Here is a 26,260-nt window from a genome sequence, read left to right as displayed (position 1 = left end):
GGAGGGCGCCACACCTATCCCGAAACAGAACAAGGAAGCCCCAGCATGCCGACTGCCGTCATCGTAGCGCATGGCCAACCCTCCGACCCAGGTCCGGCCGAGGCATCTCTGGCCATACTGGCCGCTCGGATCGATCAACTTACGGATAGAGTCACAGTCAGATCGGCGACCCTCGCCGCGCCAGGCGCGTTGGAAAAGGTCCTTGATGACATTCCGGACGGCAGCGCGATTTATCCATTGTTCATGGCGAAAGGATGGTTCGTGACTTCTGCGCTTCCCAAGCGCCTTGAAGGGCGCGCAGTTCGGCAACTCGACCCGTTGGGCGTTGACCCGCAGCTACCCAATCTGGTGGCGCGCGCCCTTCAACCCTTGATCGACGAGCAAGGTTGGAGTACCTCATCCACGGATCTGCTTATTGCCGCACACGGCTCAGGCCGCAGCCGCAACCCGGCAGCCGTCACCCACGAATTCGCTGACCGTTTGGCCGGGTTGATATCACTGAAATCAATCCACTGCGGATTTGTCGAAGAACCCCCATCGATCAGTGACGCCGCCCAAATGACCGGGGACCATGCGATCTGCCTGCCGTTCTTTGCCTGCACCGGGGGCCACGTGTTGGATGATATTCCCGCCGAGCTGGGCAAGGCCGCATTTCCTGGCCCGGTGCTGCCTGTGGTCGGCGAGTTGGATGAAATCCAGTCGCACATCGCGCGCACATTGGACGGGGCTTTCGCTGAGTAGTCAAGCAACCAGCCTATCGACGCACCGGTCTACTCCGGTGCCCGCGCCTCTTCGGAATAGAAGCGATGGCACGACCGACCGTTTCGCTTGGCTTCGTACAGGGCCAAATCTGCCGCATGCAGAATCTCAGCCGGTTTCGGGGACAAAAACTGTGACGTGAGGGCGATACCGATGCTCGCCGAAATCGCGCAGGTCTCGCCCTCGAAAACCATCGGTTTCTGAAGGCGGCCAATCAGGCGATTGGCGATCCGTTCAAGTTGAGCCCTGCTCGACAGGCTTTTGAATATCAGAACAAATTCATCGCCGCCGATCCGGGCGACGGTGTCATCGCTGCGGGTTTCTTCCAGCATGATCCGGGCGGCCTGGGACAGGACATAGTCGCCTGCGGCATGCCCCAATTCGTCGTTCACGGCTTTGAAGAAATCCAGGTCCAGGTGCATCAACGCAAAAGTGGATTTCGTTGAAACCAAATGCTCGAGGATATGGTCCATCGCGCGCCGGTTCTTGAGGCCGGTCAGAGTATCGGTATAAGCCTGTTCCTCGGCCGCAAGCATTGCCCCCTGAAGCCGCAGGTTCAACGACCTCGAAGCCTCCATCGCCGCAGACTTGGCCTCGACCAGGTAGAGCAATTCAATTGCGAGGTCGGTTCCTGAGAAATCCGCACTTGTCAGTGCATAGTCCCGTACGGCGTCCAGGATCGAGATCCCGAAGGACAGGTTGATAACCGCACCTGCATCGTCAGGCAGCGGTGCCACCAATCCCTTCAATGCTGTGCGCGGTTCATCGTGAAACTTGAGATGAAGCTTGGTACCTGCCGTCGCCATCAATGCCGGCAGGGTCGTCACGGTTCTGGGCCTTACCAGTTCAAATATTTCCAGAAAATCGCTGCCAACAATTGGCTGGTCCGGGCGCAGTTTTTGCAGTGTCGGCCCGACCTGAAGGATACGCCCATCCTGATCTACCAAGGTGAACATTGGGCACAACGTCTCCAACATCCTGCCCAGTTGATCCAGATCCATCATCAGTTCCGCGCTCCCAGATCAAAGTGACGCCCCTCGGCAAAGGCGCTTTCGACCAGAACCATCGAGATGACGTCCACCCCGCCTTGATGCCCGGCATGCGTCAGAATCACGAGCGCGCCATAGTCGTCCGCCATTGCTCGCAAAATCCCGATCATGACATTGGCATAGCCATCCAGCCCGGGATGGCAGTGCAGTTCGAATTCGGTGGGCGAGCGCTCCTGCAGTTCCAGGGCAGGCAACTCAAGGTCAGAGACCGCCAGTTTGACCCGATCGGCCAGATCATCCAAAGACTGCAGAAACTCGACATAGGTGACGCCGCCAAAGCGCAGAAGGCGCCGCAACCCTTCCATGTTGGGGTGTGAGACCAGATAGGTTCCGAGATCCTCCAGGAACTCGTCCCGCGAACGGTTCAGTTGATCGCAGACCACGTCCAGCAGGCGATATGACTTTTCCCGGTCGTATACGAGCATCGCTTCGAACTCGGCGAACCCAAGTTCAGCGGCCTCGGTAGCCCGAAGCCAGCGCTCACGCCCATACGTCGCGCATACAAACGATTGAACTGCCTTGTTGATCAATCCGTGCATGAATGCCCTCAAAAAGGTTTCATGCCCGATCCCACCTCAAAGATCTTAACAAAGGCCAAATGCGGAAGTTCAAGACGGGGAAAATTAACCAAAATCCCAGACTGAGACATCCTGCCGTTCCGGCTGCCTGCCCAGTGGGGCGGTGTCAGAAATCGGTCGGCGCGCCCCCTTCGGCTTTGCGACGTGCGACGAAGTCAGCCAGTTCCTCTCGGATCGCCTCATCCATGGGCGGAGCCTCAAAGCTGTTGATGATCTCCTTGAACATCAGATGCGCCCGTTCGGCTGTCCAGATCCCGCCTGCGACTTCCCAACCCTCGTAGTTTTTCCAATCGCTCAGGAAGGGTTGATAGAACGCGGTGGTATAGCGATCCTGGGTGTGTTGGATGCCAAAGAAGTGCCCATCGTTCCCGACCGCTCGGATGGCTTCCAGTGCGATTTCGTCTGGGCCTGTGGCGCAGATCTCAGGCTGCATATACCTTTGGATTTGCTGCAATATCTCGCAGTCCATGATGAACTTCTCCGGGCTCGCGATCAGGCCGCCCTCCAGCCATCCGGCCGCGTGATAGACCATGTTGGTCCCCGACTGCACCGCCGCCCAGAGTGAATTCGACGTCTCCCAGACAGCTTGGCCGTCCGGCACATTGGCCGCGCAGACACCGGACGAGCGCAAGGGCAGCCCATAGAACCGCGCCATCTGGCCGGTCATCTGGGTCGACCGGATGTATTCAGGCGTGCCAAACGCGGGCGCACCGGACTTCATGTCGACATTCGAGGTGAACGTCCCGATGACACATGGGATGCCGGGCCGGACGTACTGGAACAAGGCAATCGCACACAGCGCCTCGGCCAGCGACTGCGCAACGGCACCGGCCATGGTTACCGGGGCCATCGCCCCCGCCAAAGTGAATGGCGTGACGACAATGGCCTGCCCCCGCCGGGCCAGCCGCAGGCACCCGTCGATCATCGGGTGGTCATGTTTCAGAGGCGAGGTCGAGTTAATGTTGGTGTACATGCGCGGCGACGCCTCGAATTCCTCGTGGCTGAGACCGCCTGCGATGCGCACCATTTCCATGACATCTTCGACGCGCTCTTTGCCCAACGAATAGGCATGCATCGCCTTGTCCGTCAGCGTCAGCTTGTCATAAAGGACATCCAGGTGCCGGACGCTGGCGTGCAGGTCAACCGGCTCGACCGGGTAGCCTCCGGCAAAGTGGATGCAGTTGAAATACTGCGTCAACTTCAACAGGTTCTGGCACATTTCGCGGTTGCCGGGAACCTTCTTGCCGATCTCCATGTCCCAGTAGTTCGGCGGTGACGAGACATTTCCGAACAACATCGTCTTGCCGCCGATCTCGATCGTGTGGTTCGGGTTGCGCGGCGTGATGGTAAAGGTCGACGGCGCCTTGGCGACCATTTCCATAACGAAGTCACGACCCATGCGCACGTTGTCGCCGTTGACGATGCATCCAGCTTCACGCAGGATCTCCAAGGCTTCCTGATTGTAGAACTCGATGCCGATTTCCTCGAGAATACGCATGGCGCCGTCATGGATGGCTTCGACGCCCTCGGGGCCCAACGGTTCGGTTGGCCGGTCGATGTTGATCGGCGGGTTCCATGGCATCTGGTCGATGACTGCCGCACCGCGGCGCGCTGCAGCGCCTGCGCGTCCACCACCCCTGCGCTTGCGAGTATTCGTGTCGGCCATCTGTTCCTCCGGCGATTGTTACTCTCAAACAAGACCCGAAGTCCGGTCTCTGGCCGCTCTGTCTGCGACAGCCAAGGTCGGTTTCAACTCATGAACCGCCGATTTTCAGGCAAGGCGCTTTAACGAAGGTTCAGCCAGCCGGGGATGTGGCTGATATCGGGAAGAACGACATCAGCCATCGGTGCAAGATCCTCAACCTTTGCCAATCCAGTCAGAACACCGATCGTGGTCATGCCGGCGGCGCGACCGGCCTCCAGATCGTGCAGACTGTCGCCGACCATGGCGATCCGGTCCGGTGGGACGCCAACATGTTGGGCAAAAGCCAACAACTGGCCGGGCCCAGGCTTGAACCCGTGGCCACTGTCATACCCCGCAATGAAATCGAAATAGGTCTCGATTCCGACCGAGGCCAGGTGCCGTTTCGCCGGCATCTCGCCGTCATTGGTCGCAACACCCAGCTTCTTGCCGGCGTCTTTCAGGAATTGCAGAAAAGGTGCAAGCGCAACGGCCTCGACCTGAGGCGCATGGGCAGAAGCCGCATTCAAGGTCTGAACCAGATCCTCGCGGGACCAGCCGTCAAGGTCGGGGAACAAGGCGTCGGCGACCTCGTCGACGGTGCCAGCGATCACGATACTGTCCTCGGAATAGGTCCCTGTCGCGAAGTCAAAGCCAATGCTCTTTCCAAGCACGGACGCACGCGCATTGTCGCCCTCGCTCAGACGCAGCAGCACCGCCTTGCCGAACGCCCCCCACGTGGCGGCGAAATCAAACAGGGTTCCGTCCTTGTCAAAAACCAGCGCATCAATCGACATGCATTCTTGCTCCTGCGCGGACCCGTTCAGGTCCAATGAACATCCGCGCCGCCTGACAGGACGCTTCGGGCTTGGGCCGGTTGATCGTAGGGGACAGCGTTTGCGTCACAAAAGGCCAACACCCACGAATCGTCAAGCATCAGAAATTCCAGCACCGAAGCAAGAAACTCGGGCTCTGTGGCGCGGTCCCTCAGGTCATCCGTCGACGCGCCGGTCGAACCAAGGAAAACAGGCAACAATTCATCGTTCCCAACAAGCCACCCAAGCGCTTTCAAGGCCAGAGTTTCGGCGAATTCGGCAGAGATCGGCATGATCAGGCCCCGGTTCGAAGATTTGGAAAGGGTTTGTTAACCAGACTCATAAACACTTTGGCAAGGCATGCAATCTACGGTGAAAACAATGTCCGTGCAGGGAACCATCCTTGTCCTCGACGGGGTCTCGACCAATCGCATCATGCTGAAGGTGCAGCTGACGGCGGCGTGGTATCATGTCGTGCAGGGCGAGAAGCTGGCTGGTCTTGGGGCGTTGCTGCGGCGGACCCGGCCGGATCTGGTGCTGACGGCCCAGACACTACCCGACGGAGACGCGGGCGACGTCAAAAGACTGATGCTGTCCGTTCCGGCCCTGCAGGATGTCCCCGTGGTCGCGATTGCGCCTCAGAACGATCGGACCGCCCGGCTGCGGAACCTGTCCGAGGGGCTGGATGACGTTCTGGCCTATCCGTTCAAAGATACGCTGTTGCTGGCGCGTGTGCGAAGCCTGCTGCGCGCCCGTGCGGAAACTCAGGATCTGAAGAACAGTGGCAACCCTCAATCCGTGGGATTTGCCGAAGCCCCCGCAGCAATGATCACGCCCGCGCGGCATGGTCAGATCGCCGTCTTGGCCCACACCGCACGTACTCGCACGCTGTGGCACAAGGCCCTGAACGGACGAACGCAGCATTCGGTGTGCAGCCATACCCTGCCCAACCTTAGCGGCGTCTTGTCTGGCACCATACCTGACGCGATAGTTGTCGAACTGAACAGCGATCCATCCGGCCTGAACATGTTGGCCGACCTCAAATCCCGCACCGGCACCCGGCGGACCGCTCTGATCGGAATCATTCCCGATGACAACGCCACTCTTGCCGCCGAGGCCTTGGATCGTGGCGCCGATGCAATTTGCCTCGGAGGGTTCTGCCCTGACGAAGTATCGCTTCGGGTCGAGGCGTTGATTGCACGCAAGGCGCATGACGAGCAAATGCGCGACTCGTTGCGCCGTGGGATTGAGGAATCGTGGATCGACACGCTGACCGGCCTGAACAACCGTCGTTTCGCACAGACCGCGATGGACCAATTGCTGCACAGTTCGGTGCACAAACAGCGGGGTTTTGCGATCATGCTGGCCGACCTGGACCATTTCAAATCCATCAATGACCGTTACGGCCACAGTGCCGGCGACAGGGTTTTGGTCGAGGCCGGAAAACGGATGAAACGTGCTTTCGGACCTGACGGTTTCCTCGCCCGCATCGGAGGCGAGGAATTCCTGTTCGGACTGCCAAACGCGACCCGCGAAAAGGCGCTCAGGAAGGCGGCCGATATCTGCAACGGCGTCAGCAGCGTACCGGTCGTCCTGCCGGACATTCCTGCCCGCCTTCCGGTGACGGTCAGCATCGGGCTGAAGGTGTGCGAGCCACCCTTCTCCCCACCTCCGGACGGCTCACTGTCGGCCGAATGCCTGATCAAATGCGCGGACAAGGCGCTTTATGCGGCCAAACAGGCCGGCCGGAACCAAGTGTGGATGAAACAGAACGCGGCCTAAGCAGGTCAGTCCTTGCGTTTCTTGGGATCCGGGCGCCGCTTCAACACGTCTTCCAAGCGGTCGGCATAAGCTTTTCGTTCTTCGTCGGACATGGCCGAAACCCGAGCCAGCCACTGCTCTTGCAGTGCTGCTTGGATTTCGTCATTCGCCCGGGCTTGTTCTTCCAGCAGGTCCTGGACTTCATCGCGGTCGAACGGAATGGCCCGCAGCGCCTTGCCAAGCGCCTTGAAATCACGAGACCTTTTCTCGGCCCCGCGCCGATGCTTGTCAGCCAGATCGCCTCTCAACGCCTTGCGTTCCGGATCAGGAAGAGCGCGGTACAGGGCAGGCCCAAATCCGGGAGGAACATCGTCCCGCACACCGTGAAACCGCAGCGCAGTCCCGATGATCACTCCGGCGACCAGCAGGTTCAGACCAAGGGATACCACCAACAGCACAGGCACCCAGCGCCGTGGGGGTTTGACGTCTTCATTCATTCCGCTTCCTCCAGAAACGCGGCCTCGAGACCGAGATTGGCGACCATGTAGGATGCATCCTGGGTCATTATGTAATTCGCCGGGTCCGGCAGAAAGGACGGCGCGGCAAAGCCGACCCATGCGCCAACCACGCTGGCCGCCGCAAGCCCACTGAGCGCCTGCCAGCCCCCGAGACCGGCAATGAGATTGCCCAGAAACCCTTGTGACTTGGGTTTCGCTGTTTTTGTCGCCGCAAGCCGGATGGCCTCGGCATCCGTCAGGATACGAACGGCCAAATCGTCGGGCAGATCAACATGCGCCTGCCGTGCCTCGGCAAACAAAAGATCCAGTTCTGTATCTTGGTCAGACATGGTCATACCCCAACTCTTCCTGACGGCCTGACAGTATGGCCGTCAACGACCGCTTTCCGCGGGCAACAAGACTTTCTACCGCTTCTACGGAAATCCTCATGATTCCCGCGATTTCCGGATTGGACAACTCCTCGATATGCCTGAGAATGACAGCTTCGCGCTGCCGTTCGGGCAATTGTGCCAAGGCCGCTTTCAACGCATCCACGCGGGCGTTTTGCTGCATTCGGTCCACGACACTGGGCTGGTCGTCCTCAGGCTCTGGCACATCGTCCAATGCGCCTGCTGTTTTCTTCCGCCGCAGATCGACACACAGATTCAAGACCACGCGGTACAACCAGGTCGAGATCTTGGCCTGCCCCGGAACCCAGTCCGCCGCCACTTTCCACAGCCGAAGCATCGCTTCCTGGGTTACGTCTTCGGCCTCTGCCCTGTTGTTCAACATGCGCAGAGCAACCGAATAGCACCGCGGCCCCAACCGATCGGTCAACAGGCGTGCTGCCTGGGCGTCGCCTTCGGCAAACCGCTTCAGCAACACGTCGTCGCTGCAGGCATCCGCGGCGACCGTGTCGCCGCGGACAGTATGCGCAGAGGACGGCACGTCCTTCATCCTGCGTCAGTTGTTGTCTGGGTCCGGGCGGCCACCCTTCTTGTGGTGCCGACCCATTCCATCCCGTGCATTGGCGAACTCCTGCTCGGACAGAGATCCGTTTCCATCCGCATCAAGGCGGTCAAACATCTTGTCAGCCCGGCGCGGTTTCGGCAACTCGTCCGCAGTCAGAAAGCCGTCTTTGTCGGCATCATGACGCTCGAACATGTCGGAAACGCGGTCGTTTGCCTTCTTCTGGGCCTCGGCATGCATTTCTTCGACGCTGATCTTTCCGTCACCGTCGGTATCGGCCGAGGTGAACTTCTGCAGGCGATGGGCCTCCATCTCGGCCTTGGTCACCTGGCCGTCCCCGTTGGCATCCAGCTCCTGAAAGCTCACCGGTTCACGGTCGCGAGGTCCTTTGGCCAGCGCAGCCGTCCCGGTGACGGCAACTGCAGACAGAATGATGGCCGAGATAAAACTTGCGCTCTTCATTGCTCGTTTCCTTTGTTGTCGCGGCCCTGTGCCGCTGCTTACATTCATTCAAACGCAGCCCGACAAAGTTTCCGTCGCTGCCCGCAAATTTTTTTCCGGCATTGAAACCTGCATTTCCGGTCAATATTTTTGAGAGGGTCGGTGCAAAGCGACGCACCCCCCTTTTCTGCGGGATGAAACAAGCGCAATATCCCCGAAATCCGAGCGCGAGTATCAAGATGACAGATCAAACCATCGACACCCTCTCTCAGGAGGAACGCCCCACGTGGCCCGCCATCGTGAAAGGGTTCCGGTGCAAATGCCCCAATTGCGGCAAAGGCAAGCTGTTGCACAGCTACCTGAAGGTGAATGATACCTGCGCAAACTGCGGTCAGGAATTGTTTCACCACAGGGCGGATGACGGGCCGGCCTACTTGACCATTTTGCTGGTCGGACACCTTCTGGCTCCGGCGCTGCATGTCACATACGTCGGCCTGCGCCCGTCTCCGTGGGCCATGGCAATAGGCTTTTCGATAGCTTGCGTTGCCCTGTCGCTGTTTCTTCTGCCTAGGCTCAAAGGAGCGGTCGTCGGCTTTCAATGGGCCCGAAAGATGCACGGGTTCGACGACAGCAAGTGACCCGTCAATGCAGCTGAGCTTCTCATGACCGTGGACAAATCCGCAATTCGCGACGCCGCGACGATCATCGTTTTGCGCGACCGTTTTCGAACCCCGTCGATCCTGATGGGCCAACGTGGTGCCGCGGCGGCCTTCATGCCGAACAAGTTCGTGTTTCCGGGGGGGGCCGTGGATGCTGAGGACGCGCAAGTTCCGCTGGCCACTCCGGTACCCGAGATTTGCCAACAAAGGCTGAGCGATCAGGCCCCTGCCGGACTGCATGTGCCACTGGCGGCGGCGGCAATTCGCGAGTTGTGGGAGGAGACCGGCCTTATCCTCGGTGTCCGCGACGCCTGGTCGGGTCCGGTTCCACATGCCTGGACCGGCTTCGCAGAAAGATGCTACGTTCCGTCGGCCGAAGCGCTGCAGTTCGTGTTCCGCGCGGTAACCCCGCCCGGACGTCCACGCCGGTTCGACGCCCGATTTTTTCTTTTGGACGCAGATGCGATCGCTGGTGATCTGGACGATTTCAGCCAGGCTTCGGATGAACTGTCACATCTACAGTGGATTCCGCTGGAACAGGCGCGGGAGTTCGACTTGCCCTTCATCACCGAGGTTGTTCTGTCGGAAGTCGAGGCGCGCGTATCAGATACAACGCCCCCCGACTCTGTGCCGTTCTTTCTGAACAACGAAGAAGCCAGTCTGTTCCAGCGCCTCAAGGGCCACCCGATGCCCGAAACAGACTGAGCCGCCTTATTTCATTCGGCTTATTACAACTGTGACTTCGGGCTTTTTGCCGATTTCGATCTGTGCACTTTGTCGAACGATGCGACGCATAGCTTCTTCCAGCTTGTCATCGTCCCGCAGCGTTTTGACCTCAGCCCGCATCAGGAACTGGTTCAGGTCCTCTTCCAGCACCTCGATCAATCCGGCCCGCGACACGCCGGTTTCCGGCAGCCCCATGGTATCGCACCAAGGTTCACCCAGTGGCTCATCGTCTTCGTCCAGGATGACAGTTACGGTCACGTGCCCGTTCAGAGCCATGCGGATACGGTCCCGCACCACACCGTCCAGCGCGCCAATCTTGACGGAACCGTCCAGGTAGGTCCGGCCGGTCTCGACATAATCCACGACCTCGGGCGCGTTCCCCGACAGATCCAGCATCGTGCCATTGACCGCCAAGACTCCGGCGCGACCTGCGGCCTCGGCCAGCTTGGCGTGTTCCCGCAGATGCCTGTGTTCACCGTGCATCGGAACGACGATCTGAGGATCGACCAAGGCATGCATCTGCTCAAGATCAGGGCGGTTGGCGTGGCCGGAAACGTGGTACAAGCCAGCGCTGTCATCGACCACGTCGACGCCTTTTTCGCTCAGTTGGTTCATGATCCGAATCACACCGCGTTCATTCCCCGGAATGGTCTTCGAGGAGAAAAGGAACAGGTCGCCATCCTTCAGCTCGATCCCCCGGTATTTGCCGCGCGCCAACTGCGCGCTGGCCGCGCGGCGCTCACCCTGGCTGCCGGTGACGATCAGCATCAGGTTCTGGCGGGGCAGATCCAAGGCTTCCTCAGCGCTGATCACGCGCGGAAAATCAGACAGGATACCGGTTTCGGTCGCAGCCTCGATCATGCGGCGCATGGCCCGGCCCAACAGAACCACCGAACGACCCGCCCGATGCCCGGCCTCGGCCAGCGTTTTGACCCGCGCGACATTCGACGCAAAGGTCGTTGCAACCACCATACCGGTCGCGTCCTCGACCAATTGGGTGATGGCCGGCCCAACCTCCGACTCCGAGCGACCGGGATGCGAGGAAAACACGTTGGTGCTGTCACAAACCAACGCCTTGACCCCAGGCTTGGCCACTTCGGCCCAAAGATCGGGATCAAACGGTTCGCCCACAACCGGATTGGTGTCCAGTTTGAAATCACCGGTATGCACGACACGGCCAGCCGGCGTGTCGATCACCAGCGCCGCACTCTCGGGGATCGAATGCGAAACGGGCAGGAATCCGACCGTAAACGGACCTGCCTTGATCTGCTCGGGCCAGGCGGAAACGGTGCGCACGGCTTCGGGCGGATGTCCGGCATCTTCCATTTTGCGGCGGGCGATATTTGCGGTGAAAGCACGCGCGTAGACCGGCGCGCCAAGGGCCTCATGACAATGGGCCACGGCGCCGACGTGATCCTCGTGCGCATGGGTGACGAAGATCGCCTCAAGCCGATCCGCACGTTCCTTCAACCACGAAATGTCGGCGTAGATCAGATCGACGCCCGGCGTTGTATCCATGTCGGGAAAGGTCACGCCCAGATCGACCAGGATCAGACGTTCCTGACCGGGTTTGCCATAGCCGTAGACATAGGCGTTCATACCGATTTCGCCCGCGCCGCCGAGCGGCAAGTAGATCAGTCTTTCGCTGCTCATGCCGAGCCAGTATCCTTGTTGTAGCGATGGATCACGGTAAGCCCGTGCATCGTCAGATCGTCTTCAATTGCATCAAAGCCCACATCGGCCTGATCGAACAGCGGTGCAAGACCGCCCGTCCCTATGACCTTCATGGGCATTCCGTATTCCGCCTTGATCCTGTCGATCAAACCTTCGATGAGGCCGGAATACCCCCAATACACACCTGACTGGATACATCCAACCGTGTTTGTGCCGATGACTTTCTCGGGACGCGTCACGTCGATATGCGGCAGAGCTGCAGCGCCCTGGTGCAAGGCCTCGAGACTGAGGTTCACGCCGGGGGCGATCACTCCTCCGACATAGGCGCCATCAGCGGCGACCACATCGAAATTCGTGGCGGTCCCGAAATCCACCACCACGACATTCCCGCCGTGCCGATCAAAGGCACCGGCCGCATTCGCCAGACGGTCCGGACCGGGAATCGTCCCTTCATCAACGCGCGGCGCTACCGGCAACTCGCAATCGGGCTTGCCCACCACCAACGGCCGGCATCCAAAGAACCGGTCGGCAAAGACGCGCAGGTTGAACACCACCCGCGGCACCGTCGAGGCAATGATGACGTCGGTGATGTCAGCCTCGATCCCGTAATGTTTCACCAGGGTCGAGTACCAGGTGAAATAGGCATCGGCCGTGCGGGCATGGTGGGTTGAGGTGCGCAGCGTGCACAGGAATTTCTCGCCATCCCAGATCGAGAAAACGGTGTTCGTGTTGCCGCAGTCAATGGCCAGAAGCATATGCGCCCCTTTCAGAAATAAACGTCTGCCGCCGGAATGCTGACGCGGCCCTTGGCGGTGTTTAGGACAAGGTTGCCGCCCGCGTCCACCGTTTCAAAGGTCCCGACGGTTTCCGAAGCACCTGTGCGCGCGGTAATCACCTCGCCCAGCTTCGCGGCCCGGTCCAGCCACGCTTTGCGGATCGGTTCGAACCCGTAGGTAACAAACTGCAGTTCGAGCTTTGCGTAGGCATCGGCGAGCTCAGTCAGAAAATCCTCGGCGGACACCTGAGCCCCGGTTTCCGACAACAACGAAACGGGCCGCAGAGCTCCCTGCTCAACTGTCTCAGGATCAGGCGCGTCTGCGAGGTTCACCCCGATGCCGATCGCAAGGTGGGATACGTCGCGCCCCTGCCCCGTGCTTTCCAACAGGATGCCGGCCAGTTTCCCGCCGTTCAACAACACGTCATTCGGCCATTTCAATGCGAACCCCTGTGCGCGACCGGTGACCGAAACACAGGCATCAAAAAGCGCCAGCGCGGCAACAAAGCTGCGAAGGGCTGCCTGCTCTGGATTGCCCTCGGGCCGCAGCAACAAGGTTGCTGCCAGGTTGCCCTGGGGGTTGGACCACGCCCGGCCGCGCCTGCCACGCGCGGCGGTTTGATGATGCGCCATGATCCAGACCGGACCTGTTGCAGTGGGTGCGATCCGCGCGGCCTCATTCAGGGTGCTGTCAACTTCCTGCAGGATATGCAGACCGTATCCTTGGGGCCAGGTGCTCATGCCAAAAAGGCCCGGCCTGATGGCCGAGCCCCTTTCCAGATTTTGTTGAAACGGTCAGTTGACAAGCGTCGTCGCCGCGGCTGCCGCTGCGCCCTCGATCCCGAACTGGTAGACCACACCAATCAACATCAATGCGGCCGACCCCATCAGAGCAACCCACAATACCGGGGTCGAGCGGGTTTCGATCGGATCTTCGTTTTCGTCGCCGAAATACATGTAGAAGACGATCCGCAGATAGTAGAAGGCACCGATCACCGAGGCGATGGCCGATACGATGACCAAGCCAATCAGGTCAGCTTGCACACCGGCCTGCCAGACGCCGAACTTGGCGAAGAACCCCAGCATTGGCGGCACGCCGGCAAGGCTGAACATCAGGATCAGTACGGCCAGCGCCTTGCCCGGATCCCGCTTGGAATACTGGCGCAGGGCGTCGATGTCGGTCACTGGCTTGCCGTCGCGCTCCATCATCAGGATGAAGGCGAAGGTGCCGATATTCATGGTCACATAGATCGCCAGGTACATCAGCATCGCTTTGACACCCAATTCGGTGCCTGCGGCCAGGCCGATCAGCGCATACCCCATATGTGCGATTGACGAATAAGCCATCAGCCGTTTGATGTCGCGCTGCCCGATGGCGGCCACTGCCCCCAGCAACATCGACAGGACCGAAAGCAGCACGATCACCTGCTGCCAGTCCGCGATAGCACCGCCGAACGCATCATGCAGAACGCGCGCGAACAAGGCCATCGCTGCAACTTTGGGTGCGGTTGCAAAGAAAGCCGTCACCGGAGTGGGCGAGCCCTCGTAAACGTCCGGTGTCCACATGTGGAACGGAACCGCCGAGATCTTGAATGCCAGACCCGAGATCAGCAGAACAAGGCCGAACAGAAGGCCAACGGAGACATCCCCGTGATGCACCGTGTTGATGATGCCCGAGAACAGCGTCGTACCGGTGAACCCATAGACCAGAGATGCGCCGAACAGCAGCAATCCCGAGCTGAGCGCACCCAGAACGAAATACTTCAGCCCCGCCTCGGTCGATTTGGCGCTGTCACGGCGCAGGGCCGCCACGACATACAGAGACAGCGACTGCAGCTCGAGACCCATATAGAGCGACATCAGATCGCCGGCGCTGACCATCATCATCATGCCGACCGCTGCCAAAGCCACCAGCAATGGATACTCGAAACGCAGCAGGTTCCGGCGCGCCATGTACTCCTGGCTCATGACCAGAACCGCTGCGGCAGATAGCAGAATTGCAACCTTTGCAAATCGGGCGAACCCGTCGTCGATGAACATGCCGTTGAAGGCCACGTTGGTCCCCGAGCCGTTCGACGCGATCCAGAACGACAGCGCCGCCATCAGTCCGGCCGTCGTCCAGACCAGAACCGGAGCCAGCGCATCCTTGCTGGTGTAGACAGCTCCGATCAGCGCCGCCATCGCATAGATCGCCAGAATGATTTCCGGCAGAATTACAGTGAGATCAGCCTGGATCATGTCTCCAAAGCTCCCTTAGTGCGAGGCGACCTGGGTCGCGGCCTCAGCCGCGGCCAGAGCCGTGTCATAGTTCGAAATCAGCGCGGCGGTCGAATTGCCGATCACGTCGGTGACCAGCGACGGATAAACGCCCAGCAGGATGGTCATGACGATCAGCGGCGCAAAGATCAGGCGTTCGCGTGTGCTCATGTCGGTGATCGACTTGAGGCTTTCCTTGATCAGGTCGCCAAAGACCACGCGGCGATACAGCCACAGCGCATAAGCCGCCGAGAAGATCACACCGCTGGCCGCCACTGCGGTCACCCAGGTGTTGACCTGGAAGGTGCCCATCAGCGTCAGGAATTCGCCGATGAACCCGCTGGTGCCCGGCAGACCCACATTGGCCATGGTGAACAGCATGAACACCAACGCATAGGCCGGCATGCGGATCACCAGCCCGCCATAGGCCTCAATGTCGCGGGTGTGCATACGGTCGTAGATCACGCCAACACAAAGGAACAGCGCGGCCGAGATGAACCCGTGGCTGAGCATCTGGAAGATCGCCCCGTCGATGCCCTGCTGGTTGGCGGCAAAGATGCCCATGGTCACGAAACCCATATGCGCGACCGAAGAATAGGCGATCAGCTTTTTCATGTCCTCCTGCACCAGCGCCACCAACGAGGTGTAGACCACGGCGATGGCCGACAGCCACAGTACCAGATCGGTCATCACGGCCGAGCCGACGGGGAACATGGGCAAGCTGAAACGCAGGAAACCATAGCCACCCATCTTCAGCAGAATTGCCGCCAGCACGACCGAGCCCGCCGTCGGCGCCTGAACGTGCGCGTCAGGCAGCCAGGTGTGGACGGGCCACATCGGCATCTTCACCGCGAAGGACGCAAAGAACGCGAGGAACATCAGCGTCTGCATACCGCCGACAATGTGGACACCCAGCACGCTGAAGCTCTCGGACGAGAACTGGTGCGTCATGAGCGCTGCAATGTCCGTGGTGCCTGCATCCGCATACATCGCCACCATCGCCACCAGCATCAGAACCGAGCCGAGGAAGGTGTAGAGGAAGAACTTGAAGCTGGCATAGATCCGGTCCTTGCCGCCCCAGATCCCGATGATCAGGAACATCGGGATCAGCCCGGCTTCGAAGAACAGGTAGAACAGCACCAGATCCAGCGCCATGAATACGCCGAGCATCAGCGTTTCCAGAAGCAGGAAGGCGATCATGTATTCCTTGACCCGGTCGGTCACGTTCCAGCTGGCCAAGATGGTCAGCGGCATGATGAAGGTGGTCAGCAGCACGAACAGAACGCTGATGCCATCCACGCCCATCTTGTACTTCAGGCCCAGCAGCCACTGACCCTCTTCCACCATCTGGAAGCCGGTGTTCGATGGGTCGAACTCGGTATAGATTCCGATCGAAACAAGGAAGGTCACTGTGGTCGCAACCAGCGCGATCCACTTGGCATTGCGCTGTGCGGCCACATCGTTCCCGTGCAGGAACAGCGCCATCAGACCGGCGGAAATGGCCGGAATGAACGTTACAATGGATAGGATATTGTCCATCAGTTTGCGCCTCCGCCGATCGACATCCAGGTGACCAGGGCGGCGATCCCCAGAACCATCCAGAAGGCGTAAGTGAAGATGTAGCCCGTCTGCGCCTTGCCTGCGAGGCGGGTGAAGAAGGGAACGACGCCCATTGCTACTCCGTTAAGGAAACCGTCGATCGTCTTGCCGTCACCGCCCTTCCACAGGAACCGGCCCAGGGCCACGGTCGGTTTGACAAGGATCGCGTCGTAGATTTCATCAAAGTACCACTTGTTCTTGAGGAACAGGTACAGCGGACGCTGGTTCTCGGCCAGGCGGCCCGGTAGCGCCGGGTTCACGATGTAGAACAGGTAAGCCAGTCCAAAGCCCAGAACCATTGCGATGAACGGCGAGACCTTGACCCATTTCGGCGCCGCATGCGCGTCGTCCAGAACATGGTTGTCCGGCGCGATGTACAGCGCGCCCTCGCCCGGTTTGCCGACAAAGGCATAGTGGTGATCTCCACCCTTGGCCTTATCGTCGTGCGCAGCTTCGTCGCTATGGGATTCGGTGGCATGCGTGTCGTCGCCATGGCCATCGGCCTTGGCATGGTCACCGGCCTCGGCATGCGCCTCGGCCACCGGAATGCCATAGAACTTGCCAACCTGATCGGCGTGACCGAAGAAGTTGTTGTACCAGATCATGCCCGCGAACACGGCGCCCAGCGACAGAACACCCAACGGCACCAGCATGACCATCGGGCTTTCATGCGCGTGCTCATGCGTGTGCTTGTCGCCCCGCTCCTCGCCATAGAAGGTCAGGAAGATCAGGCGCCAGCTGTAGAACGAGGTCATCGCGGCGGCGATCACCAGCGCCCAGAACCCGAAGTCCGATCCGCCGGCATAGGCACTTTCGATGATGGCGTCCTTGGACAGGAAACCGGCAAAACCGATCGTGGTCAGCGGGATGCCGACACCGGTGATGGCCAGCGTGCCGATCATCATCGCCCAGAAGGTATAGGGGATCTTCTTGCGCAGGTTGCCATAGTTCATCATGTCCTGTTCGTGGTGCATGGCGTGGATCACCGAACCCGCCCCCAGGAACAAGAGCGCCTTGAAGAAGGCATGCGTGAACAGGTGGAACATCGCCGCCGAATACATGCCCACGCCTGCGGCCACGAACATGTAGCCCAGCTGCGAACAGGTCGAATAGGCGATCACGCGCTTGATGTCCGTCTGCACCAAGCCCACGGTCGCGGCAAAGAACGCGGTGGCAGCCCCCAGCACGGTGACGAACCCGGTTGCTCCTGGCGCGAACTCCATCAGCGGCGACATGCGGCAAACCAGGAACACACCGGCCGTGACCATGGTGGCCGCGTGGATCAGCGCCGACACGGGCGTCGGGCCCTCCATCGCGTCCGGCAACCAGGTGTGCAGGATCAACTGCGCCGACTTGCCCATCGCACCGATGAACAGCAGCACGCAGATGACCTCTATCGCGGTCCATTCGCCCCACAGGAAGGTCAGTTGCGTTTCCGCCAGTTGGGGTGCCGCGGCAAAGATATCCGAGAAGTTGATGCTGTCGGTCAGGAAGAACAGCGCGAATATCCCAAGCGCAAAGCCGAAATCGCCCACACGGTTGACTATGAACGCTTTCATCGCCGCCGCATTGGCCGAAGGTTTGCGATAGTAAAAACCGATCAGCAGGTACGACGCGACGCCCACGCCTTCCCAGCCGAAGAACATCTGCACCAGATTGTCGGCCGTCACCAGCATCAGCATGGCGAAGGTGAAGAAGGACAGATAGGCAAAGAAGCGCGGCTTGTAGCTTTCGCCCTCGCGCCACTGCGGGTCGTGATCCATGTAGCCGAACGAATAAAGGTGCACGAGCGCCGAAACCGTCGTGACGACGATCAACATGATGGCGGTCAGCCGGTCCAGACGGATGGCCCACGAGGTCGACAGCGAGCCGCTTTCGATCCAGCGCATGATCTCGATCTGCTGGGTCTGTCCGTCAAAGCTGAAGAAGACGATCCACGACAGCAGACAGGCCAGGAACAGCAGGCCCGTGGCCGTCCACAGCGCGGCCTTTTCGCCGATGAACTTCCAGCCAAAGCCGCAGATCAGCGCGCCCACGAGCGGGGCAAAGAGGATTGTGGTTTCCATGATCCCTTACCCCTTCATCATGTTGACGTCTTCAACCGCGATAGTGCCGCGGTTGCGGAAGAAGCAGACCAGAATGGCCAGCCCGATCGCAGCCTCGGCCGCGGCCACGGTCAGCACGAACAGCGTAAACACCTGCCCGACCAGATCGCCGAGAAAGCTGGAAAACGCCACGAGGTTGATGTTCACCGCCAACAGCATCAATTCGATGCTCATCAGCAGGATGATGACGTTCTTGCGGTTCAGAAAGAGACCGAAGATGCCGATGACGAACAGCGTCGCCGCGACGGTAAGATAGTGTTCAAGTCCGATCATCGTCTCAAAGTCCCTGCCCCGGTTTCACGTCCTTCAACTCCATCGCCTTGGCCGGGTCACGCATCATCTGGCCGACGATGTCCTGACGCTTGATGTCCTTGCGGTGGCGCAGCGTCAGCACGATGGCGCCGATCATGGCCACCAGCAGGATCAGGCCCGCCAGTTGGAACAGAAGGAAGTATTGATCGTAAAGGATGACACCCAGTGCCTCGGTGTTGTGGCGGTCGGCCGGGATGGGCTGGGCCAGGTTGGCCGCCGCGCCTTGTGCACTGTCCCAAGCGCCAAAGGCCATGACGAACTGCATCAGGATGACCAGACCGATCAGCAGGGCCAAAGGCATGTAGCGCGCCATCTCGGCCTTGAGCTCGGCAAAGTCCACGTCCAGCATCATCACCACGAACAGGAACAGCACCGCCACCGCTCCGACATAGACGATGATCAGCAGCATGGCGACGAATTCCGCCCCCAGCAGCACGAACAGTCCCGCCGACGACAGGAAGGCCAGGATCAGCCACAGCACCGAATGCACCGGCTGCCGGCTGATCACGGTGAACAGCCCGCCGGTGATGGCGCTGATGGCAAAGAGGTAAAAGGCAAATACGCTCATTGGTCATCTTCCTCGTTTTCGCCCATGGCCTCCTGCGCCAGTTCCAGCGCCCGGGTCATGGCCGGGATGCCGGCAAAGACCGACATCTGACCGATCGTTTCCACGATCTCTTGTTTCTTGGCCCCTGCCTCGATGGCATGGCGCACCGTCTGGCGAATGGCCGTGTCGGCCTGTGCGCCCTGACAGGTCAGCCCGGCCAGCGTCAGCAACAGGCGGGTCTTGGCATCCAGTCCGCCCGGATTGACGGTGTTGCCGAACATCATCTCCATGACCTCTTTGGGCATGGTCGGCCACAGCGCCTCGAAGCCGCGCATCGCGTCGACGGGCGAATAGCTCTCCAGCGCCGGGTTGAACGCCTTGGCCATGTCATGCGCCTGTCTGAGCATCTGCTCGAATGGGTTTTTGGCCGGATCGCTCATCGGTAGGGCGCGTCCAGTTCCAGATTGCGGGCGATCTCGGCTTCCCAGCGTTCACCGTTGTCCAGCAGCTTCTGCTTGTCATAGAACAGCTCTTCGCGGGTTTCCGTGGCGAATTCGAAATTAGGTCCTTCGACGATGGCATCGACCGGGCAGGCCTCTTGGCAGAAGCCGCAGTAGATGCACTTGGTCATGTCGATGTCATAGCGCGTGGTACGGCGGCTGCCGTCTTCGCGCGGTTCGGCGTCAATGGTGATGGCCTGCGCGGGGCACACAGCCTCGCACAATTTGCAGGCGATGCAGCGCTCCTCGCCGTTGGGGTAACGGCGCAGGGCGTGTTCACCGCGGAACCGGGGCGACAGCGGGCCCTTTTCGTGCGGGTAGTTCACGGTAGCCTTGGGCGCGAAGAAGTACTTCAGCCCCAGCTTCATGCCGACCCAGAAATCCTGCAGAAGGAAGTATTTGGCCGCGCGGGTATAGTCGATATTTGCCATTGTCAGCCTCCTACGCTCCAACGGGCGAATGCCCCCCAGAACCAGTCGAACTTCGCCGCAAAGGCCACGAAGACCACCCACACCAGGCTGAACGGCAGGAACACCTTCCAGCCCAGCCGCATCAGCTGGTCATAGCGGTAGCGGGGCGTGATCGCCTTGACCATCGCGAAGAGGAAGAAGAAGAACGCCATCTTGGCGACCATCCACAGCACGCCATCGGGCAGGCCGGGGATCGGCGACAGCCAGCCGCCGAAGAACAGCAGCGTGGTCAGCGCGCACATCAGGAAGATGGCGATGTATTCGCCCGCCATGAACAGCAGGAAGGGCGTTGCCGAGTATTCGACCTGATAGCCTGCGACCAGTTCCGATTCCGCTTCCGGAAGGTCGAACGGCGGCCGGTTGGTCTCGGCCAGGGCCGAGATGAAGAACAGGAAGACCATCGGGAAATGCGGCAGCCAGTACCAGCTGAAGAACCCGAACGAGCCATCCTGCGCCCGCACGATGTCACCAAAATTCATCGACCCGGTCGAAATGATCACCCCGATGATGATCAGGCCGATCGAAACCTCATACGAAATCATCTGCGCGGCCGAGCGCAACGAGCCCAGGAACGGGTATTTCGAGTTCGACGCCCATCCGCCCATGATCACGCCGTACACCTCGAGCGAGGACACCGCGAACACATAGAGGATAGCCACGTTGATGTCGGACAGGACCCAGCCGTCATTGAACGGAATGACCGCCCAGGCGATCATGGCCAGGACGAAGGACGTCAGCGGCGCCAGGATGAAAACAGTCCTGTCCGCGCCGGCAGGGATCACCACCTCTTTGACGACGTATTTCAGCGCGTCCGCCACCGATTGCAGCAGGCCGTAAACGCCAACCACGTTGGGGCCGCGACGCATCTGGACCGCGGCCCAGATCTTGCGGTCGCCATAGACCAGAAACAGCAGCGAGATCATCACGAAGGCCACGACGGCCAGCACCTGCGCCAATATGATCAGGGCTATTCCGCCTGGGGTGTCAAAGAATTCAGCCATTGGTCCTCACACCGTGGGTATTCCGTTTTCCGCTGCCATCGCGAGGCCCGACCGGCCGGTCGGAGACTCGCGTCGCCTGCGATTGGTTTGGCGAGTTGGTGTAAACAGCATCCGCTGCCTGCACGCCACCTTTTTCCTTCATTTCATTCGGCAAAACACACGACCACGCCCCTCGCATCTCCTCTCGGAAAAACGAGCTCGGGTTTCCGCCCGCTTTGCGGTTTATGGTCGTCGCAAGCCTCATTCCGCGGCAATCTTTTGGTCACCGCGCGCCTTGGCCAGCGCCGAAAGCTCGGCCATCAACTGCGAGGCTCGTGCAATCGGGTTGGTCAGATAGAAATCCTTGATCACGGTCCGGAAATCGGCCTGCCCCAAAGGTCCGGCCTCGATTGCCTGTTCTTCGTTCTCGGGCACTTGGTCGATCCCGGCCAGATGCGGCACTGCTTCGATCAGCTTTTGCCGCAGCTGGGCCAACGTGTCATAAGGAAGTTTCTCGCCCAACTCCGCCGAAAGCGCCCGCAGGATCGCCCAGTTTTCCTTGGCTTCACCCGGCGCAAATCCGGCCCGCATCGCCAATTGAGGGCGACCCTCGGTGTTGACGAACAGACCGTTTTCCTCGGTATAGGCTGCGCCTGGCAGGATGACGTCGGCGCGGTGCGCACCGCGGTCTCCGTGGCTGCCCTGGTAGATGACGAATGGACCCGCATCTATATCGACCTCGTCCGCGCCCAGGTTGAAGATCACCTCGGCGCCGTCGATTGCAGCCTCAAGGCCACCCTCCGTCGCGGCACCCACATCCATCGCACCAACGCGGGCCGCTGCAGTGTGCAGAACAAGCATCCGACCCGACAGCGCGCGCGCGGCGGCCAAAACGGCCAGACCGTCTGCCTCGGACACGGCGCCCTGTCCGACGATCACAACGGCTTCGCTGCTTGCCTTGGCCTTGGCCAGCGCATCGCGGTCGGTGCCGAGGTGCTCGTAATCATAAGTCAGATCAACGGCCGGGCCGATCAATTTGACATCGGCGCCCGCCAGCCACGCCTTGCGGATGCGCGCATTCAGCACCGGGGCCTCGTCCCGCGGGTTGGTGCCGATCAGAATGATCTCTTTCGCCGTGTCGATCTCCTCGATCGTCACATTGCCGACATAGCCCGAACGGTTACCGATAGGCAGGCGGGCATTGTCGGTTCGGCATTCGACCTTGCCACCCAGCCCCTCAATCATCTGCTTCAACGCAAAGGCGGCTTCGACAGGAACCAGATCGCCGATTAGACCGGCAACCTTCTTGCCCTTCATCGCCGCTGCGGCGGTGGCCAAAGCCTCGGGCCAGCTGGCGGCACGCAGGCGACCGTTTTCGCGGATATAGGGCGTGTCCAGACGTTGACGGCGCAAACCGTCCCAGACAAAACGCGTCTTGTCCGAGATCCACTCTTCGTTCACGCCATCATGGTTGCGCGGCAGAATGCGCATCACTTCGCGGCCCTTGGTATCGACACGAATGTTCGATCCCAGCGCATCCATCACGTCGATGGTTTCGGTCTTTGTCAGTTCCCACGGGCGTGCGGTAAAGGCATAAGGCTTGGAAGTCAGCGCCCCCACTGGGCACAGGTCAATGATGTTGCCCTGCAGGTTCGAATCCAGCGTCTGGTTCAGGTACGAGGTAATTTCCGCATCCTCGCCCCGGCCCGTCTGGCCCATCTGGTCGATACCCGCGATCTCGGTCGTGAAACGCACACAGCGGGTACAGCTGATGCAGCGGGTCATGGCCGTACCAACCAGCGGACCCAGATCCAGATCATCGACGGCCCGCTTGGCTTCTTTGAACCGGCTGGCCGACATACCGTAGGCCATTGCCTGGTCCTGCAGATCGCATTCACCCCCCTGGTCGCAGATCGGGCAATCCAAAGGGTGGTTGATCAGCAGAAACTCCATGACGCCTTCCCGGGCCTTCTTGACCATGGGAGAGTTGGTCTTGACCACCGGCGGTTGACCCTCCGGCCCCGGGCGCAGATCGCGCACCTGCATCGCGCACGAGGCGGCGGGCTTGGGCGGCCCGCCCACGACCTCGACCAGGCACATGCGGCAGTTACCGGCAATCGACAGGCGCTCATGATAGCAGAACCGTGGCACCTCGACCCCGGCCTGTTCGCAGGCCTGGATCAGGGTCATCGCGCCATCGACTTCGATTTCCTTGTCGTCGATTACGATCTTGCGGAGGTCAGACATGGTCTAGTTCGCCCTCAAATACACGCCAATGGCGCTGTTTCGTTCGATTTCCTTGCGCCCCAGGGCACAGAATGTTTCAGCTTTTCCGTAGCTCACGCCGTTCTGCGCGAGGTATTTTTCGCCTTTGGCCCGCATCCGCGCCTTTTCGGAATCCGACTCGACATAGGCCCGGATCTCTCCGTCCGAATAACCCAGGCTGTTGGCCTTGGACCGTAGGCTCCACATCACGCCGATTGCCTTCATACGCCGCCCACTGATCGACGGGCAGTATTCCGAGATCTCATTTGCGATGGCGATGTAGTAGAGTTCGTTGTCGATTTCCTTGACTTCGCGCAAGGGCGGTTTGGCGTCCGCCGAGACGGGCAACGCCATCGCACAGGCAATTGCGGCAAGTTTCACATGTTTCATGACATATCCTTTCGTCTTGGGTTCCCCAAGACGTCCCACGGCACGGCTGTTATGCAATAACAGCCGTCCGATCAGCGCAGGATATGCAATAGCGAAGCTCATGGTCGTTGACAGGCTCCGGCAAATGTCAGGCTGTCATTTTCGACGCGCAGGTTCTGCGGTTCGGTGTCAGGACCAACCTTCCACGCAATGCGGGAGGAACCGAAATTCTGAATGCAGAACCGGGTGCCCTCGTACCGACCAGCCTCGCGCGCGCCGTCCAGCGAAGCCGACACACCTTTGATCGTCACGGTGAAATCCGCAGGCGACCGTTTCTTGTCGACCGGCTTTGCCTTCGCCCGAAACGACTTGCCGTCAAACAGAATCCGGTCGCTTGTTGGCGCTGTCCCGCAGGCCGAAAGCAGCGTCAGCAGAACAAGCACACCGAAAGCCGGACGACGCAGGTTCGCGGTGATATCAACAAGTGTGACGGCCATCAGAATGCAGCCACCAATGCAAGGATCCCAAGCACGAACATGCAGGCCCAAGCCACCACATACAGGACTGAACGAATACCGCTATGCGGTTTGCCGACGCCCTGAATGTGTACGACAAGCATCACCAGTCGCGCGACCAAGGCAATCGCGGCCAGCCAGTTCACCCAGAACGGGCTGGCGCCCAACAGAATGGCCGCCACAGTAACGGTCAGAAACGCGGGCAAAGTCTCAGTGCCGTTCAGATAGGCACGGTTCAAGCGATAGGCCTTGTCGGCATAGTCCTGGTCGGGGGTCGCGCCGGGAGCCAGCCCTTTGCCCTGTTTCGCCAGTGCCGAAAACGGCGACAGGAACAAAACGACCAGTGTGAAAATCACCAAAGACGCAATCGCGTGGGAATACTCTGCATAAGCTTCCATCATTGTCACTCCGCCGCCATCGCACCCATACGGCCCGATTTCTGAGCCTTGATGCGGTCTTCGATTTCTTCGCGGAAGTTGCGGATCAGGCCCTGAATCGGCCATGCGGCCGCGTCACCCAGCGCACAGATCGTATGGCCTTCGACCTGCTTGGTCACCTCGAACAGCATGTCGATCTCTTCCAGTTCGGCCTCGCCGCGTACCAGGCGATCCATCACCCGCATCATCCAGCCCGTGCCTTCGCGGCAGGGCGTACACTGGCCGCAGCTTTCGTGCTTGTAGAATTTCGACAGGCGCCAGATGGCCTTGATGATGTCGGTGGACTTGTCCATCACGATCACCGCCGCCGTGCCAAGCCCCGAGCCCAGGTCGTTGCGCAGATAGTCGAAATCCATGATCGCGTCGCGCATGTTCTCGCCGCGCACGCAAGGCACGGACGATCCACCGGGGATCACGGCCAACAGGTTGTCCCACCCGCCGCGGATGCCACCGCAATGGGTCTCGATCAATTCTTCAAAGCTGATCGACATCGCCTCTTCGACCACACAGGGGGTATTGACGTGACCCGAGACGGCAAACAGCTTGGTGCCCGCGTTGTTCTGGCGACCGAAACCGGCGAACCAGTCGGCACCGCGGCGCAGGATCGTGGGCACGACGGCGATGGATTCCACGTTGTTCACCGTGGTCGGGCAGCCATACAAACCCGCCCCCGCCGGGAACGGCGGCTTCATGCGCGGCATGCCCTTCTTACCTTCGAGGCTTTCGATCAGGGCGGTTTCCTCACCACAGATGTAGGCGCCTGCCCCGTGATGCAGGAACAGGTCGAAATCCCATCCTGATCCAGCGGCATTCTTGCCCAGAAGGCCCGCGTCATAGGCTTCGTCAATTGCAGCCTGCAGTGCCTCGCGCTCACGAATGTACTCGCCGCGCAGGTAGATGTAGCAGGTGTGCGCATTCATCGCGAAAGACGCAATCAGGCAGCCTTCGATCAGCGTGTGCGGATCGTGGCGCATGATCTCGCGGTCCTTGCAGGTGCCCGGTTCGGATTCGTCGGCGTTGACCACCAGATAGGACGGGCGGCCATCGCTTTCCTTCGGCATGAACGACCATTTCAGGCCAGTCGGGAAGCCCGCACCGCCACGCCCGCGCAACCCTGAGTCTTTCATCGTCTGGATGATCCAGTCACGACCCTTTTCCATCAGGCCAGCAGTGCCGTCCCAATGCCCCCGGGCCTGGGCGCCCTTCAAGGTGCGCTCGTGCATCCCGTAGATGTTGGTAAAGATCCGGTCCTGATCCTTCAGCATCGCGTGTTACCTTCAGCTGTCCTGACGCATGCGCCAGAGTTGAAATATGTTGACGCCCGCATAGATGAACGCCGCGATCGCGGCGAAATCAAACAGCAGCGCAAAGCGTCCCGGCAGCTCCAGCGCCGGGCCGATGAACAGGGTCATGGCAAGCCACAACAGCATGGTCACCGCGATGACCACGCCGATATGTCGGCCCTTGCGGGCGATGGCCTGTTCCTTGTCCTTGTCCATCACACTCCGATGCCCGTATCGG

The 26,260-nt window shown here is 60.2% G+C and carries 30 protein-coding genes; 4 read left to right on the top strand and 26 right to left on the bottom strand.

Features of this window, described 5'->3' with window-relative positions:
• The first annotated feature begins 45 nt into the window (after positions 1-45).
• Positions 46-741 carry a CbiX/SirB N-terminal domain-containing protein gene (locus ACR0DA_RS02895; RefSeq protein ID WP_170369265.1) on the top strand — a complete coding sequence of 232 codons (696 nt, stop codon included), beginning with the start codon at positions 46-48 and terminating at the stop codon, positions 739-741.
• 29 nt (positions 742-770) lie between these two features.
• On the opposite strand, the gene ACR0DA_RS02890 is transcribed toward ACR0DA_RS02895, so the two are convergent.
• From ACR0DA_RS02890 to ACR0DA_RS02870, 5 genes are all read right to left on the bottom strand, one after another.
• A complete protein-coding gene (locus ACR0DA_RS02890; protein WP_480752888.1) occupies positions 771-1,763 on the bottom strand; it encodes a diguanylate cyclase domain-containing protein in 993 nt (330 codons plus the stop codon).
• The gene (locus ACR0DA_RS02885; RefSeq protein WP_480752887.1) at positions 1,763-2,347 is read right to left on the bottom strand and encodes a heme NO-binding domain-containing protein; all 585 of its coding nucleotides are present in this window, start codon (positions 2,345-2,347) and stop codon (positions 1,763-1,765) included. Before ACR0DA_RS02885 ends, ACR0DA_RS02890 begins: the two co-directional genes overlap by 1 nt.
• Before the next feature lie 145 nt (positions 2,348-2,492).
• A complete protein-coding gene (locus tag ACR0DA_RS02880) occupies positions 2,493-4,052 on the bottom strand; it encodes a trimethylamine methyltransferase family protein (RefSeq protein ID WP_170357356.1) in 1,560 nt (519 codons plus the stop codon).
• A gap of 119 nt (positions 4,053-4,171) precedes the next feature.
• The gene (locus tag ACR0DA_RS02875) at positions 4,172-4,864 is read right to left on the bottom strand and encodes an HAD family hydrolase (RefSeq protein ID WP_170365907.1); all 693 of its coding nucleotides are present in this window, start codon (positions 4,862-4,864) and stop codon (positions 4,172-4,174) included.
• Positions 4,865-4,890: 26 nt separating this feature from the next.
• Positions 4,891-5,175, bottom strand: a complete 285-nt coding sequence (locus tag ACR0DA_RS02870) for a DUF3572 domain-containing protein (RefSeq protein WP_093964931.1) — start codon at positions 5,173-5,175, stop codon at positions 4,891-4,893.
• 88 nt (positions 5,176-5,263) lie between these two features.
• On the opposite strand from ACR0DA_RS02870, the gene ACR0DA_RS02865 reads away from it, so the two are divergent.
• A complete protein-coding gene (locus tag ACR0DA_RS02865) occupies positions 5,264-6,664 on the top strand; it encodes a diguanylate cyclase (protein WP_480752885.1) in 1,401 nt (466 codons plus the stop codon).
• Positions 6,665-6,669: 5 nt separating this feature from the next.
• Here the strand turns inward: ACR0DA_RS02865 and ACR0DA_RS02860 are convergent, their stop codons facing one another.
• From ACR0DA_RS02860 to ACR0DA_RS02845, 4 genes are read right to left on the bottom strand one after another with little or no spacing between them, the layout of a single operon-like run.
• The gene (locus tag ACR0DA_RS02860; RefSeq protein ID WP_480752884.1) at positions 6,670-7,140 is read right to left on the bottom strand and encodes a periplasmic heavy metal sensor; all 471 of its coding nucleotides are present in this window, start codon (positions 7,138-7,140) and stop codon (positions 6,670-6,672) included.
• Complete coding sequence (locus ACR0DA_RS02855; RefSeq protein ID WP_254437518.1) at positions 7,137-7,490, bottom strand: hypothetical protein; 354 nt, start codon at positions 7,488-7,490, stop codon at positions 7,137-7,139. The genes ACR0DA_RS02860 and ACR0DA_RS02855 overlap by 4 nt, the downstream gene beginning before the upstream one ends.
• A complete protein-coding gene (locus tag ACR0DA_RS02850; RefSeq protein WP_480752882.1) occupies positions 7,483-8,097 on the bottom strand; it encodes an RNA polymerase sigma factor in 615 nt (204 codons plus the stop codon). The genes ACR0DA_RS02855 and ACR0DA_RS02850 overlap by 8 nt, the downstream gene beginning before the upstream one ends.
• 6 nt (positions 8,098-8,103) lie before the next feature.
• Positions 8,104-8,571: an EF-hand domain-containing protein gene (locus tag ACR0DA_RS02845; protein ID WP_480752880.1), complete on the bottom strand. Its 468-nt coding sequence runs from the start codon at positions 8,569-8,571 to the stop codon at positions 8,104-8,106.
• Between the two features lie 218 nt (positions 8,572-8,789).
• Here ACR0DA_RS02845 and ACR0DA_RS02840 point away from each other — a divergent pair, with 218 nt between their 5' ends.
• Together ACR0DA_RS02840 and ACR0DA_RS02835 are read left to right on the top strand one after the other, a co-directional pair.
• The gene (locus tag ACR0DA_RS02840) at positions 8,790-9,188 is read left to right on the top strand and encodes a DUF983 domain-containing protein (RefSeq protein WP_170596035.1); all 399 of its coding nucleotides are present in this window, start codon (positions 8,790-8,792) and stop codon (positions 9,186-9,188) included.
• Between the two features lie 24 nt (positions 9,189-9,212).
• Complete coding sequence (locus tag ACR0DA_RS02835) at positions 9,213-9,914, top strand: NUDIX hydrolase (protein WP_480752878.1); 702 nt, start codon at positions 9,213-9,215, stop codon at positions 9,912-9,914.
• 6 nt (positions 9,915-9,920) lie between these two features.
• Here ACR0DA_RS02835 and ACR0DA_RS02830 read toward each other — a convergent pair whose 3' ends face one another.
• The 17 genes from ACR0DA_RS02830 to ACR0DA_RS02750 form a co-directional block, all read right to left on the bottom strand.
• Positions 9,921-11,588, bottom strand: a complete 1,668-nt coding sequence (locus ACR0DA_RS02830; protein ID WP_170450649.1) for a ribonuclease J — start codon at positions 11,586-11,588, stop codon at positions 9,921-9,923.
• Positions 11,585-12,364, bottom strand: coding sequence for a type III pantothenate kinase (locus ACR0DA_RS02825; protein WP_093964922.1), 780 nt, complete (start codon positions 12,362-12,364; stop codon positions 11,585-11,587). Before ACR0DA_RS02825 ends, ACR0DA_RS02830 begins: the two co-directional genes overlap by 4 nt.
• An 11-nt stretch (positions 12,365-12,375) precedes the next feature.
• Positions 12,376-13,125: a biotin--[acetyl-CoA-carboxylase] ligase gene (locus tag ACR0DA_RS02820; protein WP_170369290.1), complete on the bottom strand. Its 750-nt coding sequence runs from the start codon at positions 13,123-13,125 to the stop codon at positions 12,376-12,378.
• A gap of 54 nt (positions 13,126-13,179) precedes the next feature.
• A complete protein-coding gene (nuoN, locus tag ACR0DA_RS02815) occupies positions 13,180-14,622 on the bottom strand; it encodes an NADH-quinone oxidoreductase subunit NuoN (protein WP_170368179.1) in 1,443 nt (480 codons plus the stop codon).
• A gap of 15 nt (positions 14,623-14,637) precedes the next feature.
• Positions 14,638-16,179, bottom strand: coding sequence for an NADH-quinone oxidoreductase subunit M (locus ACR0DA_RS02810; RefSeq protein ID WP_170340407.1), 1,542 nt, complete (start codon positions 16,177-16,179; stop codon positions 14,638-14,640).
• Positions 16,179-18,305, bottom strand: a complete 2,127-nt coding sequence (nuoL, locus tag ACR0DA_RS02805) for an NADH-quinone oxidoreductase subunit L (protein ID WP_170538213.1) — start codon at positions 18,303-18,305, stop codon at positions 16,179-16,181. The genes ACR0DA_RS02810 and nuoL overlap by 1 nt, the downstream gene beginning before the upstream one ends.
• Before the next feature lie 6 nt (positions 18,306-18,311).
• Complete coding sequence (gene nuoK / locus ACR0DA_RS02800; protein WP_005984024.1) at positions 18,312-18,617, bottom strand: NADH-quinone oxidoreductase subunit NuoK; 306 nt, start codon at positions 18,615-18,617, stop codon at positions 18,312-18,314.
• A gap of 4 nt (positions 18,618-18,621) precedes the next feature.
• A complete protein-coding gene (locus ACR0DA_RS02795; protein WP_170340404.1) occupies positions 18,622-19,224 on the bottom strand; it encodes an NADH-quinone oxidoreductase subunit J in 603 nt (200 codons plus the stop codon).
• Positions 19,221-19,643, bottom strand: coding sequence for a carboxymuconolactone decarboxylase family protein (locus ACR0DA_RS02790; protein WP_093964916.1), 423 nt, complete (start codon positions 19,641-19,643; stop codon positions 19,221-19,223). The genes ACR0DA_RS02795 and ACR0DA_RS02790 overlap by 4 nt, the downstream gene beginning before the upstream one ends.
• Positions 19,640-20,134: an NADH-quinone oxidoreductase subunit NuoI gene (nuoI, locus tag ACR0DA_RS02785; protein ID WP_093964915.1), complete on the bottom strand. Its 495-nt coding sequence runs from the start codon at positions 20,132-20,134 to the stop codon at positions 19,640-19,642. The genes ACR0DA_RS02790 and nuoI overlap by 4 nt, the downstream gene beginning before the upstream one ends.
• Before the next feature lie 2 nt (positions 20,135-20,136).
• Positions 20,137-21,174, bottom strand: coding sequence for an NADH-quinone oxidoreductase subunit NuoH (nuoH, locus tag ACR0DA_RS02780; protein ID WP_170340401.1), 1,038 nt, complete (start codon positions 21,172-21,174; stop codon positions 20,137-20,139).
• A 240-nt stretch (positions 21,175-21,414) separates the two neighbouring features.
• Positions 21,415-23,400, bottom strand: coding sequence for an NADH-quinone oxidoreductase subunit NuoG (gene nuoG, locus ACR0DA_RS02775; RefSeq protein WP_480752875.1), 1,986 nt, complete (start codon positions 23,398-23,400; stop codon positions 21,415-21,417).
• A gap of 3 nt (positions 23,401-23,403) precedes the next feature.
• Positions 23,404-23,808 carry a DUF5333 domain-containing protein gene (locus tag ACR0DA_RS02770; protein ID WP_170585849.1) on the bottom strand — a complete coding sequence of 135 codons (405 nt, stop codon included), beginning with the start codon at positions 23,806-23,808 and terminating at the stop codon, positions 23,404-23,406.
• A 98-nt stretch (positions 23,809-23,906) separates the two neighbouring features.
• A complete protein-coding gene (locus ACR0DA_RS02765; RefSeq protein WP_480752873.1) occupies positions 23,907-24,284 on the bottom strand; it encodes a hypothetical protein in 378 nt (125 codons plus the stop codon).
• Positions 24,284-24,703, bottom strand: a complete 420-nt coding sequence (locus ACR0DA_RS02760) for an MAPEG family protein (RefSeq protein WP_480752872.1) — start codon at positions 24,701-24,703, stop codon at positions 24,284-24,286. The genes ACR0DA_RS02765 and ACR0DA_RS02760 overlap by 1 nt, the downstream gene beginning before the upstream one ends.
• A gap of 2 nt (positions 24,704-24,705) precedes the next feature.
• The gene (gene nuoF, locus ACR0DA_RS02755; protein ID WP_093964909.1) at positions 24,706-26,004 is read right to left on the bottom strand and encodes an NADH-quinone oxidoreductase subunit NuoF; all 1,299 of its coding nucleotides are present in this window, start codon (positions 26,002-26,004) and stop codon (positions 24,706-24,708) included.
• A gap of 12 nt (positions 26,005-26,016) precedes the next feature.
• Positions 26,017-26,238 carry a DUF5337 domain-containing protein gene (locus ACR0DA_RS02750; protein WP_093964908.1) on the bottom strand — a complete coding sequence of 74 codons (222 nt, stop codon included), beginning with the start codon at positions 26,236-26,238 and terminating at the stop codon, positions 26,017-26,019.
• Between the last annotated feature and the right edge of the window lie 22 nt (positions 26,239-26,260).

This window comes from Ruegeria sp. CI8 (assembly GCF_056536865.1).
The sequence above is the reverse complement of the archived record's forward strand: the minus strand, read 5'-3'. Positions and strand labels throughout refer to the sequence as shown.